This window comes from Arthrobacter sp. PvP023 (genome assembly GCF_017832975.1).
Lineage (GTDB): Bacteria > Actinomycetota > Actinomycetes > Actinomycetales > Micrococcaceae > Arthrobacter.
Genome location: NZ_JAFIBI010000001.1, coordinates 1,657,093 through 1,672,983 on the forward strand (window position 1 = coordinate 1,657,093; position 15,891 = coordinate 1,672,983).

At 65.6% G+C, this 15,891-nt stretch carries 17 protein-coding genes and 1 tRNA gene; 12 read left to right on the top strand and 6 right to left on the bottom strand.

What is annotated here, in order from left to right:
• Nucleotides 1-40: 40 nt before the first annotated feature.
• The 5 genes from JOE31_RS07620 (at nucleotide 41) to JOE31_RS07640 (ending at nucleotide 4,598) form a co-directional block, all read left to right on the top strand.
• Nucleotides 41-790: a flavodoxin family protein gene (locus JOE31_RS07620; protein ID WP_209743062.1), complete on the top strand. Its 750-nt coding sequence runs from the start codon at nucleotides 41-43 to the stop codon at nucleotides 788-790.
• Between the two features lie 22 nt (nucleotides 791-812).
• Complete coding sequence (locus JOE31_RS07625; protein WP_209743064.1) at nucleotides 813-1,898, top strand: folate-binding protein YgfZ; 1,086 nt, start codon at nucleotides 813-815, stop codon at nucleotides 1,896-1,898.
• Nucleotides 1,895-2,311: an ankyrin repeat domain-containing protein gene (locus tag JOE31_RS07630; RefSeq protein ID WP_209743066.1), complete on the top strand. Its 417-nt coding sequence runs from the start codon at nucleotides 1,895-1,897 to the stop codon at nucleotides 2,309-2,311. Before JOE31_RS07625 ends, JOE31_RS07630 begins: the two co-directional genes overlap by 4 nt.
• Nucleotides 2,312-2,461: 150 nt before the next feature.
• Nucleotides 2,462-3,025: a PadR family transcriptional regulator gene (locus JOE31_RS07635; RefSeq protein ID WP_209743069.1), complete on the top strand. Its 564-nt coding sequence runs from the start codon at nucleotides 2,462-2,464 to the stop codon at nucleotides 3,023-3,025.
• Nucleotides 3,026-3,059: 34 nt separating this feature from the next.
• Nucleotides 3,060-4,598, top strand: a complete 1,539-nt coding sequence (locus JOE31_RS07640) for a DHA2 family efflux MFS transporter permease subunit (protein ID WP_209743070.1) — start codon at nucleotides 3,060-3,062, stop codon at nucleotides 4,596-4,598.
• Nucleotides 4,599-4,620: 22 nt separating this feature from the next.
• Here JOE31_RS07640 and JOE31_RS07645 read toward each other — a convergent pair whose 3' ends face one another.
• The 5 genes from JOE31_RS07645 to JOE31_RS07665 all read right to left on the bottom strand — a co-directional run bounded on the left by JOE31_RS07645 (nucleotide 4,621) and on the right by JOE31_RS07665 (nucleotide 8,938).
• A complete protein-coding gene (locus JOE31_RS07645) occupies nucleotides 4,621-5,379 on the bottom strand; it encodes a GNAT family N-acetyltransferase (protein ID WP_209743072.1) in 759 nt (252 codons plus the stop codon).
• 104 nt (nucleotides 5,380-5,483) lie between these two features.
• Nucleotides 5,484-6,509, bottom strand: a complete 1,026-nt coding sequence (locus tag JOE31_RS07650; protein ID WP_209743074.1) for a 6-phosphofructokinase — start codon at nucleotides 6,507-6,509, stop codon at nucleotides 5,484-5,486.
• Between the two features lie 172 nt (nucleotides 6,510-6,681).
• A complete protein-coding gene (locus tag JOE31_RS07655) occupies nucleotides 6,682-6,939 on the bottom strand; it encodes a PspC domain-containing protein (RefSeq protein WP_209743076.1) in 258 nt (85 codons plus the stop codon).
• 3 nt (nucleotides 6,940-6,942) lie between these two features.
• Nucleotides 6,943-7,269 carry a hypothetical protein gene (locus JOE31_RS07660; RefSeq protein ID WP_209743077.1) on the bottom strand — a complete coding sequence of 109 codons (327 nt, stop codon included), beginning with the start codon at nucleotides 7,267-7,269 and terminating at the stop codon, nucleotides 6,943-6,945.
• Nucleotide 7,270: 1 nt separating this feature from the next.
• Nucleotides 7,271-8,938 carry a PspC domain-containing protein gene (locus tag JOE31_RS07665; protein WP_209743079.1) on the bottom strand — a complete coding sequence of 556 codons (1,668 nt, stop codon included), beginning with the start codon at nucleotides 8,936-8,938 and terminating at the stop codon, nucleotides 7,271-7,273.
• A 124-nt stretch (nucleotides 8,939-9,062) separates the two neighbouring features.
• Here JOE31_RS07665 and JOE31_RS07670 point away from each other — a divergent pair, with 124 nt between their 5' ends.
• The gene (locus JOE31_RS07670) at nucleotides 9,063-10,517 is read left to right on the top strand and encodes an ATP-binding protein (protein WP_209743081.1); all 1,455 of its coding nucleotides are present in this window, start codon (nucleotides 9,063-9,065) and stop codon (nucleotides 10,515-10,517) included.
• Nucleotides 10,514-11,200, top strand: a complete 687-nt coding sequence (locus JOE31_RS07675) for a response regulator transcription factor (protein ID WP_307864385.1) — start codon at nucleotides 10,514-10,516, stop codon at nucleotides 11,198-11,200. Before JOE31_RS07670 ends, JOE31_RS07675 begins: the two co-directional genes overlap by 4 nt.
• Nucleotides 11,201-11,377: 177 nt before the next feature.
• Here the strand turns inward: JOE31_RS07675 and JOE31_RS07680 are convergent, their stop codons facing one another.
• Nucleotides 11,378-12,595 carry a pyridoxal phosphate-dependent aminotransferase gene (locus JOE31_RS07680; RefSeq protein ID WP_209743083.1) on the bottom strand — a complete coding sequence of 406 codons (1,218 nt, stop codon included), beginning with the start codon at nucleotides 12,593-12,595 and terminating at the stop codon, nucleotides 11,378-11,380.
• Nucleotides 12,596-12,870: 275 nt separating this feature from the next.
• Here JOE31_RS07680 and JOE31_RS07685 point away from each other — a divergent pair.
• The 5 genes from JOE31_RS07685 (at nucleotide 12,871) to rplA (ending at nucleotide 15,736) form a co-directional block, all read left to right on the top strand.
• Nucleotides 12,871-12,943, top strand: a tRNA-Trp gene (locus JOE31_RS07685).
• An 81-nt stretch (nucleotides 12,944-13,024) separates the two neighbouring features.
• Entirely contained in the window at nucleotides 13,025-13,309 is a 285-nt protein-coding gene (gene secE / locus JOE31_RS07690; RefSeq protein ID WP_043430893.1) for a preprotein translocase subunit SecE, read from the top strand.
• A gap of 116 nt (nucleotides 13,310-13,425) precedes the next feature.
• Nucleotides 13,426-14,289 (top strand): transcription termination/antitermination protein NusG, encoded by an 864-nt coding sequence (gene nusG / locus JOE31_RS07695; protein WP_209743085.1) that lies wholly within the window; start codon nucleotides 13,426-13,428, stop codon nucleotides 14,287-14,289.
• Between the two features lie 131 nt (nucleotides 14,290-14,420).
• Nucleotides 14,421-14,852, top strand: a complete 432-nt coding sequence (rplK, locus tag JOE31_RS07700) for a 50S ribosomal protein L11 (protein ID WP_003803853.1) — start codon at nucleotides 14,421-14,423, stop codon at nucleotides 14,850-14,852.
• 176 nt (nucleotides 14,853-15,028) lie between these two features.
• Nucleotides 15,029-15,736, top strand: a complete 708-nt coding sequence (gene rplA, locus JOE31_RS07705) for a 50S ribosomal protein L1 (protein ID WP_011692825.1) — start codon at nucleotides 15,029-15,031, stop codon at nucleotides 15,734-15,736.
• Nucleotides 15,737-15,891 lie beyond the last annotated feature (155 nt).

A 15,891-nucleotide genomic window follows, 5' to 3' on the forward strand; every position in this document is an offset into this window, starting at 1 on the left:
CCGATTATTGTTTTCCGCAACGAGCGCAGGGAGCAAGACCGTGAACAGCCTTCATCCGGACCCGGGTACGCCAGATCAGCGGACCAAAGCTAAATACGGCGATCTCAAGGCCGTCTTCTTCAACGGAACCCTCAAAAAATCTCCGGAGACCAGCAACACGGACGGCCTGATCGAGGTCAGCCGCCGGATCATGGAGAAGCAGGGCGTCGCCACGCGGGTGATCCGGACCGTTGACCACGACATTGCCAGCGGCGTATATCCGGACATGCGCGAGCACGGCTGGGCAACCGACGAGTGGCCCGGGCTGTACCCCGCGGTCCAGGAAGCGGACATCGTGGTGGTGGCCGGCCCTATCTGGCTGGGCGACAATTCCTCCCAGACCAAAAAACTGATCGAACGCCTCTACGCGCACTCGGGGCAACTGAACGACAAAGGCCAGTGGGCCTTCTACCCCAAAGTGGGCGGCTGCCTCATTACCGGCAACGAGGACGGCATTAAGCACTGCTCGATGAACGTCCTTTACAGCCTCCAGCACATCGGCTTCACCATCCCTCCGCAGGCTGACGCCGGCTGGATCGGACCGGTGGGGCCGGGCCCGAGCTACCTCGACGAAGGGTCCGGCGGACCGGAAAGCGACTTCACCAACCGCAACACCACGTTCATGACGTGGAACCTGCTGCACCTGGCCCGAATCCTGAAGGACGCCGGCGGGATCCCCGCCTACGGCAACCTGCCGGAGGAATGGAAAGCCGGCACCCGGTTCGACTTCGAGAATCCGGAATACCGCTAGCCCCTAAGGACTTCTACTACATATGACTATCAAGAGCCCCCTGTTGTCGCGCCCGGGCGCCGTCGAGGCCGGCGGTGCGGACTCCGGCGTCGCGTCGCATTATGGTGAACCGCTGCGGGAGCAGCGGGCGCTGGCAGCCGGCACCGCCGTCGTCGACCTTTCCCACCGCGGCGTGGTCACCGTCTCCGGTCCGGACCGCCTGAGCTGGCTCAACACCCTCTCCTCCCAGCAGGTCACCAACCTTGCGCCGGGGGAGTCCAGCGAACTGCTGCTGCTCAGCGTCCAGGGCCGCATTGAGTACGACGCGCGGGTCATTGACGACGGCGGGACCACCTGGCTGATCGTTGAGGCCGCCGAAGCGGCACCCTTGGCGGAGTGGCTGAACCGGATGAAGTTCATGCTCCGCGTTGAAATTGCGGATGTTTCCGGCGACTGGGCCGTCCTCGGATCCACGCGGCGGGTTGAGGAGTGGTCCGGCCTGAAAGTGTGGGAAGACCCCTGGCCGCATGTGGGAGCCGGTGGCTACGCCTACTCGGTTGTCGCGGAAGAGTCGCACCCGGGCATGGAGCGGCCATGGTTTGAATACCTGGTGCCGGCCGCGGAACTCGAAGCCACCGTGGGTGACCGGCCGCTGGCCGGCGTCTGGGCCGCCGAAGCGCTGCGCATCGCCGCCTGGCGTCCCCGTCTTGGCGCGGAAACCGATGACAAGACCATTCCGCATGAGCTTGACCTCCTGCGCACCGCAGTCCACCTGGCCAAAGGGTGCTACAAGGGCCAGGAGACGGTCGCCCGTGTTCATAACCTGGGCCATCCGCCGCGGCGGTTGGTCTTCCTCCAGCTGGACGGCTCGCAGCACACCCTCCCGGCTGTGGGCAGCGAAGTACGCCTGGGGGAGCGCAAAGTGGGAACGGTGACCTCCGTGGTGCAGCACTACGAAATGGGCCCCGTGGCACTCGCAGTCATAAAGCGTTCGGTCTCTCCGGATGAAATACTGACGGTCGTAGACGGCGACGAACCCTACACGGCCGCGCAGGAAGTCATTGTGGCTCCCGATGCAGGGCAAGTTGTGGGCCGCCAGACCGGATTCCTGAAGGGAACACACCGATGACTGACCACGCTGACATCCCGGGAGCCGGCCCCGCCGGCCCCGACGACGAAACACTGGCCTTGGCCCACGCCCTCTTTGACGCGGCACGCCAAGGCGACACCGCGCTCCTGGGCAGCTACCTCGATGCAGGCGCGCCGGCCAACATGACCAACGCCTCCGGCGACTCCCTGCTGATGCTGGCTGCATACCACGGCCACGCCCCGGCAGTGCAGCTGCTCCTGCAGCACGGTGCCGATGCCAACGCCGTCAACGACCGGGGCCAGACGCCGCTCGCCGGCGCCGCCTTCAAGGGCTACGCGGACGTCGCCGAGGCACTCCTGGGAGCAGGCGCTGACCCGGATGCCGGAGCGCCGTCGGCACGGGCTGCGGCAGAAATGTTTGCAAGGACCGACATCCAGGCCCTGCTCGGCTGACCCCGGCCGGCAACGGGAAGGCCGGGAGCCCGCGGATCCTTGGATGCGCGGGCTTTCTTGCGCCCTAATATTCCATGTGGAATAGTTGGAGCCGAATATTGGCCAAGAAGCCGTCCAAGTAGGGAGTGAGGCAGGGGAGTGACCGGAACAATGCCCCGATCCGCCCCGCTGACGCCGCTCGGCATCTCTGCCTTGTCGCTCCTCGTCGAAGAACCGATGCACCCGTACGAGATGTACCAGCTGCTGATGGCCAGACACGAAGACCGGTTGGTCAAGGTCCGCCCCGGAACCCTCTATCACGCCGTCGGCAGGCTCGAAGAGCGGGGCCTGGTGGAAGCGGCCGGAACGGACCGGGAGGGCAACCGGCCGGAACGGACCACCTACCGGATTACGCCCGCCGGCCGGGAAGCCTTGACGGCCCGCCTGCAGGACATGCTCGCCGAGCCGGTCAACGAATACCCGTCGTTCCCGCTGGCCGTGGCCGAGGCGTACAACCTGCCCGCCGGCGTCGTCCTGGACCTCCTGGACCGACGGCTGGTTCTGCTGCAGGAACAACTGGAGTTCCTGCAGACAGCCGAGGCGGCCGTCCGGACGAAGGACGTGGCACGCAAGTACTGGATTGACCTCCAGTACCAACAGACCATGCTGCGGTCCGAGACGGGCTGGATACGCAGCCTGCAGGACCAGCTCCGCTCCGGGGAACTCCCCTGGTAGCGGACCACTCCACAACCACACCTGAAGGATTCACATGGAAAACGTAGCTAGGCCGTGGCCGGCCCTATGGTCCCTGGTGATCGGCTTCTTCATGATCCTGATCGACACCACCATCGTCTCGGTGGCCAACCCCCGGATCATGGAAGGCCTGAACGCGGATATCAATTCCGTCATCTGGGTGACCAGCGCCTACCTGCTGGCGTACGCCGTGCCGCTGCTGATCACCGGCCGGCTGGGCGACCGGTTCGGGCCCAAGAGGCTCTACCTCACGGGCCTGGTGGTGTTCACCCTGGCGTCCCTGTGGTGCGGGTTGTCAGGTGACGTCCAGACGCTTATTCTGGCCCGCGTGGTCCAGGGCTTTGGCGCCGCAATCATGACGCCCCAGACCATGGCGGTGATCACCCGGATCTTCCCGCCGGACAGGCGCGGTGCCGCCATGGGGATCTGGGGTGCCACAGCGGGGGTCGCCACGCTGGTGGGGCCGATCCTGGGCGGCGTGCTGGTGGACGGCCTCGGCTGGGAATGGATCTTCTTCATCAACGTGCCTGTGGGCCTTATCGGCTTCATCCTGGCCCTGCGCTTTGTCCCCTCCCTGAGCACCCACCCGCACAAGTTCGACATCCCCGGCGTGCTGCTCAGCGCCGTCGGGCTCTTCCTGCTGGTGTTCGGCATCCAGGAAGGCGAGACGTACAACTGGGGCACCATCACAGGGCCCATCACCGTCTGGAGCCTGATCATCGCCGGCCTTGTGGTCCTGGTGGGCTTCGTGCTGTGGCAGCGGTTCAACAAGGGCGAGCCGCTTCTCCCGCTTTCACTGTTCAAGGACCGCAACTTCTCTCTGGCCAACATCGGTATCACCACGGTGGGCTTCACGGTGACGGCGTTCAGCCTCCCGCTGATTTTCTACTACCAGGTGGTCCGTGGCCTGACACCTACGCAGTCTGCGCTGATGATGGTCCCGATGGCGTTGATCTCGGGTGGGCTGGCGCCGGTTGTGGGGCGGATTATTGACCGGGTCAACCCGAGGTACATCACCGCGGCCGGTCTGGTCCTGATGTCGGTGGCGCTGTTCTGGAATTCCTCCCTCATGCACCCGGACACACCCATCTGGCTGTTCCTGCTGCCCAGTGCAGTGCTGGGGTTCGCAAACGCGGGCATCTGGGCGCCGCTGAGCTCCACAGCCACCCGGAACCTGCCGCCGCGCCAGGCTGGCGCCGGCTCGGGCGTCTACAACACCACCCGACAGATCGGTGCGGTGCTGGGCAGCGCCGCCATAGCGGTATTGATCCAGTCGCGCCTCGCGGCGGAGCTTCCGGCGGCACCTGACGGTTCCGGCGGGGCCAGCCCCATGGCGTTCGGCGGCACACTGCCGGAGGCACTGCATGAAGGGTTCTCGACGGCGATGGGCCAGTCCATCCTGCTGCCGGCGGCGGTGATCCTGCTTGGCGCGGCCGTGGCGCTGTTCTTCGCCAAACCGAAGCCGGTTCACAACTGGGGTGGGTCCGGTGCCCCCGCGTCAGCGGAAGGCGCAACGGCAACCGAAGCCGAATCAGCGCAGACCAAGTCCGCCTAAACGTGTGCCGGGCTGATTCCGGTCAGCCCAGCAGCACGCTGGTGTGGATGCCGCCGGTCGAGAACCCGAGGCTGCGCGCTATTGCCAGTGCGCCCTTGTTGCTGACGTCCGAGCGCCACTGCAGGGTGAGCCCCGCCGCCAGGGCTTCATGGGCGGCAATGGAGGCTGCCAGGGAGCCGAGCCCCCGGCGACGCCAGTCGGGATCCACAAGGACCCCCATCTGGGCCAGGATGCCCTCCCACTCGGAGTAGGCGCCACAGGCAACCGGGACCTTGCGGCCGTTGTCATCGCGCAGGATGGTGAAGCGATGTTCGAGATCGGACAATCCCACCTCGTTGACGTCGTCCGGCGGACACAGGCCTTCCAGTTCAATGGCTTCGGGGTTCCCGTGCGAGACGGTCAGCTCCTCGGCCGGCTGGCGCAGGGGGAGATCGTCGGCGAAGAAGAGGGCGGCTGCCCCCTGGCCGTGGCCGCCATGCTGCCGCGTGATGGTCAGGAGCGTCACGTGCTGGGCGAGGTCCTCGTCCGGGATATCCTCTGCGGCGTCGATGACCCACTGGGGTCCCACCAGGGCCGAAGCGCCGAACAACCGCACAAAGTCCACTGATTTCCGGGACTCGTCCGCCCGCGTGATACGTGCGCCTGCTGCCAGCGGGCCTGCCCCGGAAACCGCCGCATCGGCGTCGAGCTTCCGGGCCGCGGCAAAGGCTCCGTCATCGAGGCCCAAATGGCGGGCCCATGCCAGCTGGATGATGTCTGCGGAACCGGGGTCGAGAGTCATGACTCAACCCTACCCAGCGGTGCGAAGCGCGAACGGACATTTGCGGCCCTGTTCATGGCGCCATAAATGTCCGTTCGCGCTGTTGGCCTGCTGTGGCCGTTGGCCTAGCCGAAGAGGACTGCGGCCTCGTCGTAGCGGTGCTGCGGAACGCGCTTGAGATTGCCCAGGGCGGCATCGAAGCCAACGTGGACAATGTCCGTGCCGTGCAGCGACACCATGGTGCCCCAGCGCTGGTCCACCACCGAGTCGATGGCGGCCATGCCCAGGCGCGTGGCCAGGACACGGTCGAATGCGGAGGGGACGCCACCGCGCTGGATGTGACCCAGGACGGTGGCGCGGGTCTCAATACCGGTGCGTGCCTCAAGCTCGGGAGCCAGCATTTCGGCGATGCCGCCCAGCCGCGGACGACCGAAGGTGTCCAGTCCGCGCTCGGAATGCGGCGTTTCCTGGCCTTCCGGAACGAAGCCCTCGGCCACAACCACCAGGGGCGCGCGGCCACGCGCGTGGGCTTCCTCCACCCACTCGGTGATCTGGTCCATGGAGGCCTTCTGCTCCGGAATGAGAATGGCGTGGGCGCCCGATGCCATGCCCGCGTGCAGGGCAATCCAGCCCACGTGGCGGCCCATGACTTCGGCGATCATGCAGCGGTGGTGCGATTCACCGGTGGTGCGGAGGCGGTCGATGGCCTCGGTTGCGATCTGGACGGCGGTATCGAAGCCGAAGGTGTAGTCCGTCGCGTCAAGGTCGTTGTCCACGGTCTTGGGAACGCCGACGATCTTCAGGCCGGCGTCGGTCAGCCGCTTGGCTGCGGCCAGCGTACCTTCGCCGCCAATGGCGATGATCGCATCGATGCCGAGCCGGTCCATGTGGGCCTTGATGACGTCGGGGCCGCCGCCGTTTTCGAACGGGTTGGTCCGGGACGTGCCGAGGATGGTACCGCCCTGCTTCGCGATGCCGCGGACCATGGTGCGGGGAATGTCGATGACGTCGCCTTCGACGACGCCGCGCCAGCCGTCGAGGAATCCTACGAATTCGTGGCCGTGGATGGCGATCCCTTTGAGGACGGCACCGCGGATCACGGCGTTCAGTCCGGGGCAGTCGCCACCGCTGGTGAGAATTCCAATTTTCATGTCTCGGCTCAAATCCTGGTGAGGGGGTGTACAGGCAGAGCGCCACGCTGAGCTCACCTAGATTGTAGTGGTGAGTGTGGGTTACGACACAAACCGGTTACAAAGGGCAGCTCATTCATGGCGAACGAAAGGGGCCCCGGCTCTGCAGAGCCGGGGCCCCTGGACCTCGTGGTCAGGATCCGTTAATTGATCGTTTATCCAGGAACGACTGCAGGATGATGGCGTTCCGCTGGTCCGGGAGAATGAGCCACGCTGCCACGTAGAACACGAAGGCCGGCCCGGGCAGGAGGCTGAGGAGCAGGAACGCGATCCGCACGAAGGCGACGTCCACGTTGAGCTTTGCGGCGATGCCTCCGCACACGCCGCCCAGCCACCGCTGCGGTCCGCGTTTCAGGCCGAGGCCCCTGACGATGCTGAAGAACTTATCCATGCCTCAAGACTTCCCTGTTGTGGATTCTTTGTCACGTCCGCGGGCTGAGAGGAGCCCGCCAACCACCAGTGCGGCACCGGCGCCGATCATCAGGCCGATGAGCACGTACGTTCCGTTCAGGACCACGATGCCGAGCTGGCCGATGATGATCAACGCCGCCAGCGCCAGGACGATAAGTCCCCAGACCACTGTGCCCACCCTGGCCGGTGACTGGCCGCCGTGGCGTGCTCCGGCGCTGGGCGTCGCTTCCGCGGGTGAGGGCGCTGCCTGTCCTTTTGCCTGCTGTTTTGCCTGCGGCGTGGAGTCCGGGGCAGGTTCGTAGCTGCTCATGTCACTTTCCTTCCTGGATGGTGATGTTGCTCATGGTGCCGTCGATTTCGAGGATGAGCGCGGCGCCCGGCTTGTCAGTGTTGTAATTGCTCTGCTTGGTGGTCATGCCCCCGTGGTTCTGCGAGCCTTCATTAAGGTTGCCCAGGGTCATGTCCGCGCGGATTTCCACGGGAACGGTGTCCGGAATGATGACGGTCAGGTTGCTTGCAGTGACATCCATGGGAATGACGACGTCGGTGCCCAGCGGCGGGGTGATGTTCAGCCGGGTCAGGTCGGCTGTTCCGCTGCCCCCGGTGATGTCGAAGCCTTCCCGCGCCTGTTCGATACTGGCCGGGTTCCAGTTGGCGTCCTGGAAGCGGAAGCGGTCTCCGTTGGGCACCACGTTGAATATCCCGCCAATGATGAGGGCCACGACGGCGAAGAATCCAAGGATGCCGGAGGTCCTGCCCCTGAGTCCTGCGACCAGGATGCCGAGGCCCAGCACGGCGGCGCCGCTGGCCCACACCACGGCGTTGGTGGCGTCACCGAGGTTGGTGATGTTGAGGGCTTCGAGGGCTTTGATGCCTCCGCCCACCAGCAGGGCAAGACCTGCTGTTACCGCCACGGCAGGGGCACCCGGGCCAAGGTTCGGTGCCTTGGGCGCGGGAGCGGACGGGCCGCCGTACCCGCCGCCGTACGGCGGGATGGCGCCGTAGCCGCCCGAGCCGGGAGCGCCGCCGCCGTATGGCGGGATGGCGCCGTAGCCGCCCGAGCCGGGAGCGCCGCCGTCGTACGGACCGCTGGCAGAGGGCCCGCCGGTGTACGGGCCGCCGGCGTAGGCACCCGGTTCGTAGGGCGTGCCCGTTGCAGGGGAGGAGGTACCGGCGGGCGACGTGGCTGCAAAGGCGGTTCCGCCGGTGGCCGCGCCGGTGTCTGATGGGGTGGTCATGATGGGCGCTCCGGTGGTGGCCTTATCGCGTTGCGAGAGGTAGTAGATGAGATAGATGGCGCCGGCTATCCAGAAGACTGTCCAGAAGAAGCCGCCGAATCCGTTCCGTTCCCAGCCCCAGAACCCGCTGCCCAGGCTGGGGAAGCCGATCACCGTGGTGATGAGTGCCCCTGTCATGCCGGTGGACCAGCGTCCGGCGCCGGCTTCCTGCACATGGATGCGGCCATCGGGCTCCGGCAGCAGGGCCCAGGCGATGCCGTAGAGCAATACTCCGATTCCGGCGAAAATCGACAGGACAATGAAGACGCCGCGCACGATCAGCGGATCGACGCCCAGCCGGTGTGCGATGCCGCTGGCCACACCGCCAATCCAGCGGTCCCGTCCGCGCTGAATGCCGTGGCTCCGGACCCAGTTGAAGAAGTTCTGGGGCTGGGACTGGGGGTAAGCGTAGGGGGCGTCCGCCGGCGGGGAAGGGGGGAGCTGGCCGCCCGGGTACTGGGTGCCGGGAAACCCGGCCGTGGGATAGAGCGGTGGCGGGCCGTCGGGGAAGCTGCCCTGCGCGGAGTCCGAGTCCGGGCCGGAACCTGACCCGGAGACCGGCTCGGAACCGAAACCGGAGCCGGTCCCGTCCCGGACGGGGGCGCCGCCGTCGGAACCGCCTTCAGCTGACGTGGCGGAACCGGAATCGGGACGGCCGGACGGCAGCGGATCTTCATCTGGGTGTGCATTGTGCGAGTTCATACTTCGATCCTGCCGTCTGCGCCGCCTGCGCTCTATTGGGGAACACCCTGAGCTACCCCTGACTGACCCCCGGTTCCGCCTGAAATCAGGCATGCGGGACCCTGATACGTGTTTGGATTGACACATGACAACGGCCTTTACCCGACCTCCCCTGGTCCGCAGCAGCGACCGCGTTATTGCAGGCGTCTGCGCGGGCCTGGCCGCCCACCTGGGCTGGCCGGTGCGGATGGTCCGGATCGGCATGGCGGTGGCGGCGCTCGCCGGCGGGGCGGGGCTGGCGTTCTATGCATGGCTCTGGATCATGGTTCCTACTGCGGACGAGAACGCGAAGCGGAACGCGCGGCGCCCGGCGTCGCCCATTGCGCCTGCCGTGAGCGCACCGGGGCAGCTGCCGGTACCGCCGGACTTTGCCTCCGGCCCGTTCCCTGCCGCAGCAGCCTTCCCGGCCACGGCCGCCCTGCCCGATACGCCGGATCAGGGCTTAGCCTCCGGAGCGGGCCAGGGGTCCAGGGCTGGGGCCGCAGCCGGTACCAGCCAGGGGGCCGCCGGTGCGGCCGCCGGTGGGCCCGCGGCCACCGCTCCGTGGTTCCGCATCCGGAGCATGCCGTACGGCAAGGAAGTGCTCCTGGGCGCTGGTCTGCTGCTGGCGGGCGGAATCCTGATCGCGCGCATGCTGGGTGTGGACGTTCCGCTTGGGACGCTCATCCCGGCCGCGGCGATCCTTGGCGGGGCAGCCATCGCCTGGATCCAACTGGACGAAACCCGCCGTGCCGGACTGCTCGACAAGACCAAGGCAGACCAGGCCGGCGGTTGGGCCAGGCTTGCCGCCGGGCTGGCCCTGGTAGTGGCGGGCGTCCTGGTGATGGTGTCCGGCTCCGGCTCCTGGGAACAGACCTGGCTGGCGCTGCTGGCTTCCGTGGCGGTCCTTGGCGGGGTGGCACTGGTGCTGCTTCCGTGGGGCTTGAAGTTCTGGCGGGATCTTGAAACCGAGCGCGCAGGCCGCGTCCGGGCAACGGAGCGCGCGGAGATTGCCGCCCACCTGCACGATTCCGTGCTGCAGACGCTCGCGTTGATCCAGCGGCGGGCGGGCAACGAGAACGACGTCGTGCGGCTGGCCCGCGCGCAGGAACGCGAGTTGCGGGGGTGGCTGTACCGTGATCCAGGCAAGGAGGCGGGGCAGTTGTCGGAGCGCATCAGGGCCGCCGCCGCGGAGGTTGAGGATTCCCTGGGCCATGCCGTGGACGTGGTCAGCGTGGGAGATACCGTCATGACCCCGAGGCATGAGGCCCTGGTCCAGGCCAGCCGCGAGGCCATGGTGAATGCGTCGCGCCACGGCGGCGGCGCGGTATCCGTGTATCTTGAGGTGGCCGACGGCGGCGCGGAAGTTTACGTGAAGGACCGTGGTCCCGGTTTTGACCCGCAGTCGGTTCCGGAGGACCGCATGGGGGTCCGGGAATCGATTGTCGGGCGGATGAACCGGCACGGCGGGACCGCGGTCATCAGCAGCAGCTCGGACGGCACGGAGGTAAGGCTCAGGCTGCCTTCCGACGCCGCGGACAACGGAGAGGGAAAATCGTGAACAACGTCGTACCTGGGAGTGCCGAAGCGGGTGCCACCCCGGCGATCCGGGTGGTCATCGTGGACGATCACGCCATTTTCCGGTCGGGGCTCAAAGCGGACCTGGACGCCCGGGTCACCGTGGTGGGCGAGGCCGGAACGGTTGAACAGGCCATCGCGGTGATCGCGCAGACCCGGCCTGAGGTGGTCCTGCTGGACGTGCACCTGCCGGGCGGGCTGGGCGGCGGGGGCCGCGAGGTGATCGCCGGTTCAACCGCGCTGCTGGGCACCACCCGGTTCCTGGCACTGAGCGTCTCGGACGCCGCTGAAGATGTCGTTTCAGTCATCCGCGCCGGTGCCCGCGGATACGTGACCAAGAGCATCTCCGGCACGGAAATCACCGACGCCGTACTCCGCGTGGCCGGCGGTGACGCCGTCTTTTCGCCCCGCCTGGCGGGTTTCGTGCTGGATGCGTTCGGCACGGCGCCCGCGGATATCGCCGACGACGAACTGGACCGCCTCTCCGCCCGTGAGCTGGAGGTCATGCGGCTGATCGCGAGGGGCTACAGCTACAAGGAAGTGGCCAAGGAGCTGTTCATTTCGATCAAGACCGTGGAAACCCACGTCTCCGCCGTGCTGCGGAAACTGCAGCTCTCCAGTCGCCACGAACTGACCAAATGGGCGGCCGAACGCCGCCTCCTCTAGCGCGCCCCGGACGCTCTCTCACTTCCTGCCGCCCCAACACGGACGCTCTCTCACTTCCTGCCGCCCAAACACAGACGCTCTCTCACTTTCTGCCGCCCAAACACGGACGCTCTCTCACTTTCCTGAGAAAAGTGAGAGAGCGTCTGAGCTTTTCCTGCGAAAAGTGAGAGAGCGTGCCTACTTGGCCTTGCCGAGGAAGCCCTGGAGGCGCGCCACTCCGGTGGCGAGGTCGTCGTCGCCAAGGGCGTAGGAGAGCCGCAGGTAGCCTGAAGGGCCGAATGCCTCGCCCGGCACAACCGCAACCTCAACCTCATCCAGGATGAGCGCAGCGAGCTCGGCTGAAGTCTGCGGGCGCACGGTGCCGTTCGCCGTCTCGAATTCCTTGCCCAGCAGGCCGCGGACGTCCGCGTAGACGTAGAAGGCGCCCTTCGGCGTCGGGCATTCCACCCCGTCGATGGCGTTCAGGCCGGCGACAATCGCCTTCCGGCGGCGGTCGAAGGCCACCTTCATCTCGTCCACCGCGGTGAGCGGGCCGGAGACGGCGGCGAGGGCCGCGATCTGCATGATGTTGGAGACGTTGGACGTGGCGTGGGACTGCAGGTTGGTGGCCGCCTTGATGACGTCTGCCGGACCGATCATCCAGCCCACCCGCCAGCCGGTCATGGCATAGGTCTTGGCGACGCCGTTGAGGATGACCACCTTGTCGCCCAGTTCGGGAACCGCTGTGGCAATGGACGTGAAGGGAACGCCGTCATAGGTGAGGTGTTCGTAGATTTCGTCGGTGACCACCCAGAGTCCCTTGGAAGCTGCCCAGAGACCGATCTCGCGGACCTGCTCCGGCGAGTACACGGAACCGGTGGGGTTGGACGGCGAGACGAACAGCAGGATCTTGGTGCGCTCGGTCAGGGCCGCTTCCAGCTGCTCCACGGTGACCAGGTAGTCCTGTTCCGGGCCGGCGAAGACCTCCACCGGCACACCGCCGGCCAGCCGGATGGCTTCCGGGTAGGTGGTCCAGAACGGCGTGGGAACAATGATCTCATCGCCCGGATCAACCAGCGTGGCGAAGGTGTTGTAAACGGCCTGCTTGCCGCCGTTGGTGACCAGGACCTGTGACGCCTGGGCTTTGTAGCCGGAGTCCCGGAACGTCTTGTCCGCAATGGCCTGCTTGAGTTCCGGCAGCCCTCCGGCGGGGGAGTAGCGGTGGTACTTCGGCTGGCCGGCGGCCTCAATGGCGGCCTGCACAATGTAGCCGGGGGTCGGGAAATCGGGTTCCCCGGCGCCGAAGCCGATGACCGGCCGTCCGGCTGCCTTGAGTGCCTTGGCCTTGGCATCAACGGCCAGGGTGGCGGATTCGGCAATAGCGGAAATGCGTTGGGAAACGCGGGCGGCAGGCATGGCGGGGTCCATTCTTCGCTTGCAGCTCGATGGCTGGATGTGGGATTCGACGAGATCTACTCTATGCTGTTCAGCGGATCGTTCAGCGTGACGGCCAGGAATGTGACCGTGTCCCGGTCGGCAGGCCCTGGCAGTCGCGAAGAAGGTCCGAAATGAGGCTGGTTCGACGTAAGCGCAGTTGTTGCGTAGACTAGTTCTCCGGTGTTGAAAACACGATGATGGCCTGCGCCCCGTGAAGTCTGCGGGAAGTGTGGTGTGATTGGTTTTCGATCCATAGGGTAGTGGCGCAATTGGTAGCGCAGCGGTCTCCAAAACCGCAGGTTGCAGGTTCGAGTCCTGTCTGCCCTGCGCAAGCGGTTCCGGCGTTTAGTCGGAGCCAGCGCAGCAACCATGGTTCAGTTCAGAGCCGGGTATCCGACATTTGCGAGGATGAGTGAGGACCAGGTGACCGAAACGGCTGCAAGCAGCTCCAAGGGCCGCCCCGCCAAGAACGCCGCCAAGTCCGGCTTCTTCGCTCGCATCGCACTCTTCATCCGCCAGGTCATCGGCGAACTGAAGAAGGTCGTAGCACCCACCCGCAAGGAACTGATCAACTACACGCTCGTGGTGCTGGTGTTCGTGATCATCATGATGCTCATTGTTACCGTCCTGGACTTGGCTTTCGGGACCGGAGTGAGCTGGGTCTTCGGCGGCACAGGCCCCACGGACCGCTAAGGCGATCCGTCCGCAGACTGCGTGGAATGCTCCCGATAATCCGGAAGCGTTCACGGGGTGTGCGGAATTGAGCCATTTAAATAGGCATGTTAGGCAATGAGGAAGCAGGAGACCAAGTGTCTGAGCAGGAGCTCGAGGTAACTGAGACTGAGCTGGATGGGTCCACGGACAGCACAACAGACGCCGCGGTGGTAGCCGGGGAAGAGTCCGAGGTTGAGTCTGCTGCGCCCGATTCCATCGACGATTCCTCTGAAGCCGACGCTGACGCTGATGCTGACGACGCCGAACGCGACGAAGATGCCGACGCCGAAACGGGCGACGACGCTGAATCCGACGAAGATGAGGCCGACGCCTTGGCCGCAGCTGCCGCCAAGGCCGAGGTTGATCCGGCCGAGGAGTTCAAGGCCAAGCTGCGCCGCCAGGAAGGCGACTGGTACGTCATCCACTCCTACGCAGGTTACGAAAACCGCGTGAAGGCCAACCTTGAAACCCGCATCCAGACCCTGGACATGGAAGATTACATCTTCGAAATCCAGGTTCCCATGGAAGAAGTCGTGGAGATCAAGAACGCCCAGCGCAAGGTCATCAACCGCGTGCGCATCCCCGGCTACGTGCTGGTCCGCATGGACCTGACGGATGCCTCGTGGGGTGCCGTCCGGCACACCCCGGGTGTCACCGGATTCGTGGGCAACGCCCACAACCCCGTGCCGCTCCGCCTCGACGAGGTCTTCTCCATGCTCGCCCCGGTCTTCGAAGAAGAGCAGGCCGAGAAGGGCAAACCGGTCAAGCACGCCGCGGCTCCCGTGGACGTCGACTTCGAAGTTGGCGAGTCCGTCATCGTCAAGGAAGGTCCGTTCGAGACCCTCCCCGCGACGATCTCCGAGATCAAGGTCGATTCTCAGACCCTCGTGGTGCTGGTCTCCATCTTCGAACGCGAGACCCCGGTCACCCTGGCATTCAACCAGGTCACCAAGATCTAGTAACACCCACAGAATTCGCTCCGGGGCTGCCCGCTTAGCAGCCACGAAGCGGCCGGCCGCCTCGCCATGGCGGCCACCAACCTGAGGCACGCTCCTGTGTCCCAGGACGTAATTGAGAGAAGGACCCTACATTGGCTCCCAAGAAGAAGGTCACCGGCCTCATCAAGCTGCAGATCCAGGCAGGTGCCGCCAACCCGGCCCCGCCGATCGGTCCTGCGCTTGGCCAGCACGGTGTCAACATCATGGAATTCTGCAAGGCGTACAACGCTGCGACGGAAGCCCAGCGCGGCAACGTTATTCCTGTTGAAATCACGGTCTACGAAGACCGCTCGTTCACGTTCATCACCAAGACCCCGCCGGCTGCAGAGCTCATCAAAAAGGCTGCAGGCGTCGCCAAGGGTTCAGCTACCCCGCACACCGTCAAGGTTGCCAAGCTGACCCAGGCCCAGGTCAACGAGATCGCCTCCACCAAGATGGAAGACCTCAACGCCACCAGCCTCGAAGGCGCAGCGAAGATCATCGCCGGCACCGCCCGCTCCATGGGTATCACCGTCGAGGGTTAATTCCCCACCGCTGATGCGGCTCGCGTATTCGGGCAACCGATCACGACGCCGGACGGCACCGCCGGGAGACCGGCACCACTGAATCATTGAAATGTTGGAGATCCAGCCCGATCATCCAACTGTGGCAGGGCCCAGCGCGGTCCGCAGACCACAACTGCACAAGGAGAATAAGCAGCATGGCAAAGCGCAGCAAAGCATATGAGGCAGCCGCCGCCAAGATCGACGCGGAGAAGTTCTACGCGCCGTTCGAGGCAGTGACGCTGGCCAAGGACACCAACCCGTCCAAGTTCGACGCCACCGTTGAGGTCGCTTTCCGCCTGGGTGTAGACCCGCGTAAGGCTGACCAGATGGTCCGCGGCACCGTTAACCTGCCCCACGGCACCGGTAAGGTTGCCCGCGTCCTCGTCTTCGCAACGGGCGACAAGGCAGAAGCAGCAATCGCTGCCGGCGCCGACTTCGTTGGTTCCGATGACCTGATCGAAAAGATCGCAGCAGGCTGGACCGACTTCGACGCAGCCGTCGCCACCCCTGACCTCATGGGCAAGGTTGGCCGCCTCGGTAAGGTCCTGGGTCCGCGTAACCTGATGCCGAACCCGAAGACCGGCACCGTGACCCCCGACGTCACCAAGGCTGTCAACGACATCAAGGGCGGCAAGATCGACTTCCGCGTCGACAAGCACTCGAACCTGCACTTCATCATCGGCAAGGTTTCGTTCGACGCCATCAAGCTGGCAGAGAACTACGCAGCCGCACTGGAAGAGGTCCTTCGCCTGAAGCCCTCCGCTTCCAAGGGCCGCTACATCCAGAAGGCCACCGTGGCTACCACGTTCGGCCCGGGTATCTCGGTTGACCCCAACGTCACCAAGGTCCTGACCGAGGTCTAATCCTCGCCTGTTCCGCCTGAAAGACCGTCCCGCAGCTGCGGGACGGTCTTTCTGCGTTTGCGCCCGTTGGTTTGCCGGAGCCCGTGGGGTATGACGGCGAATGGCAGCGGACGCTCTGACCGGAGCCGGTCATTACGTGGAATACCAGCGCAAAC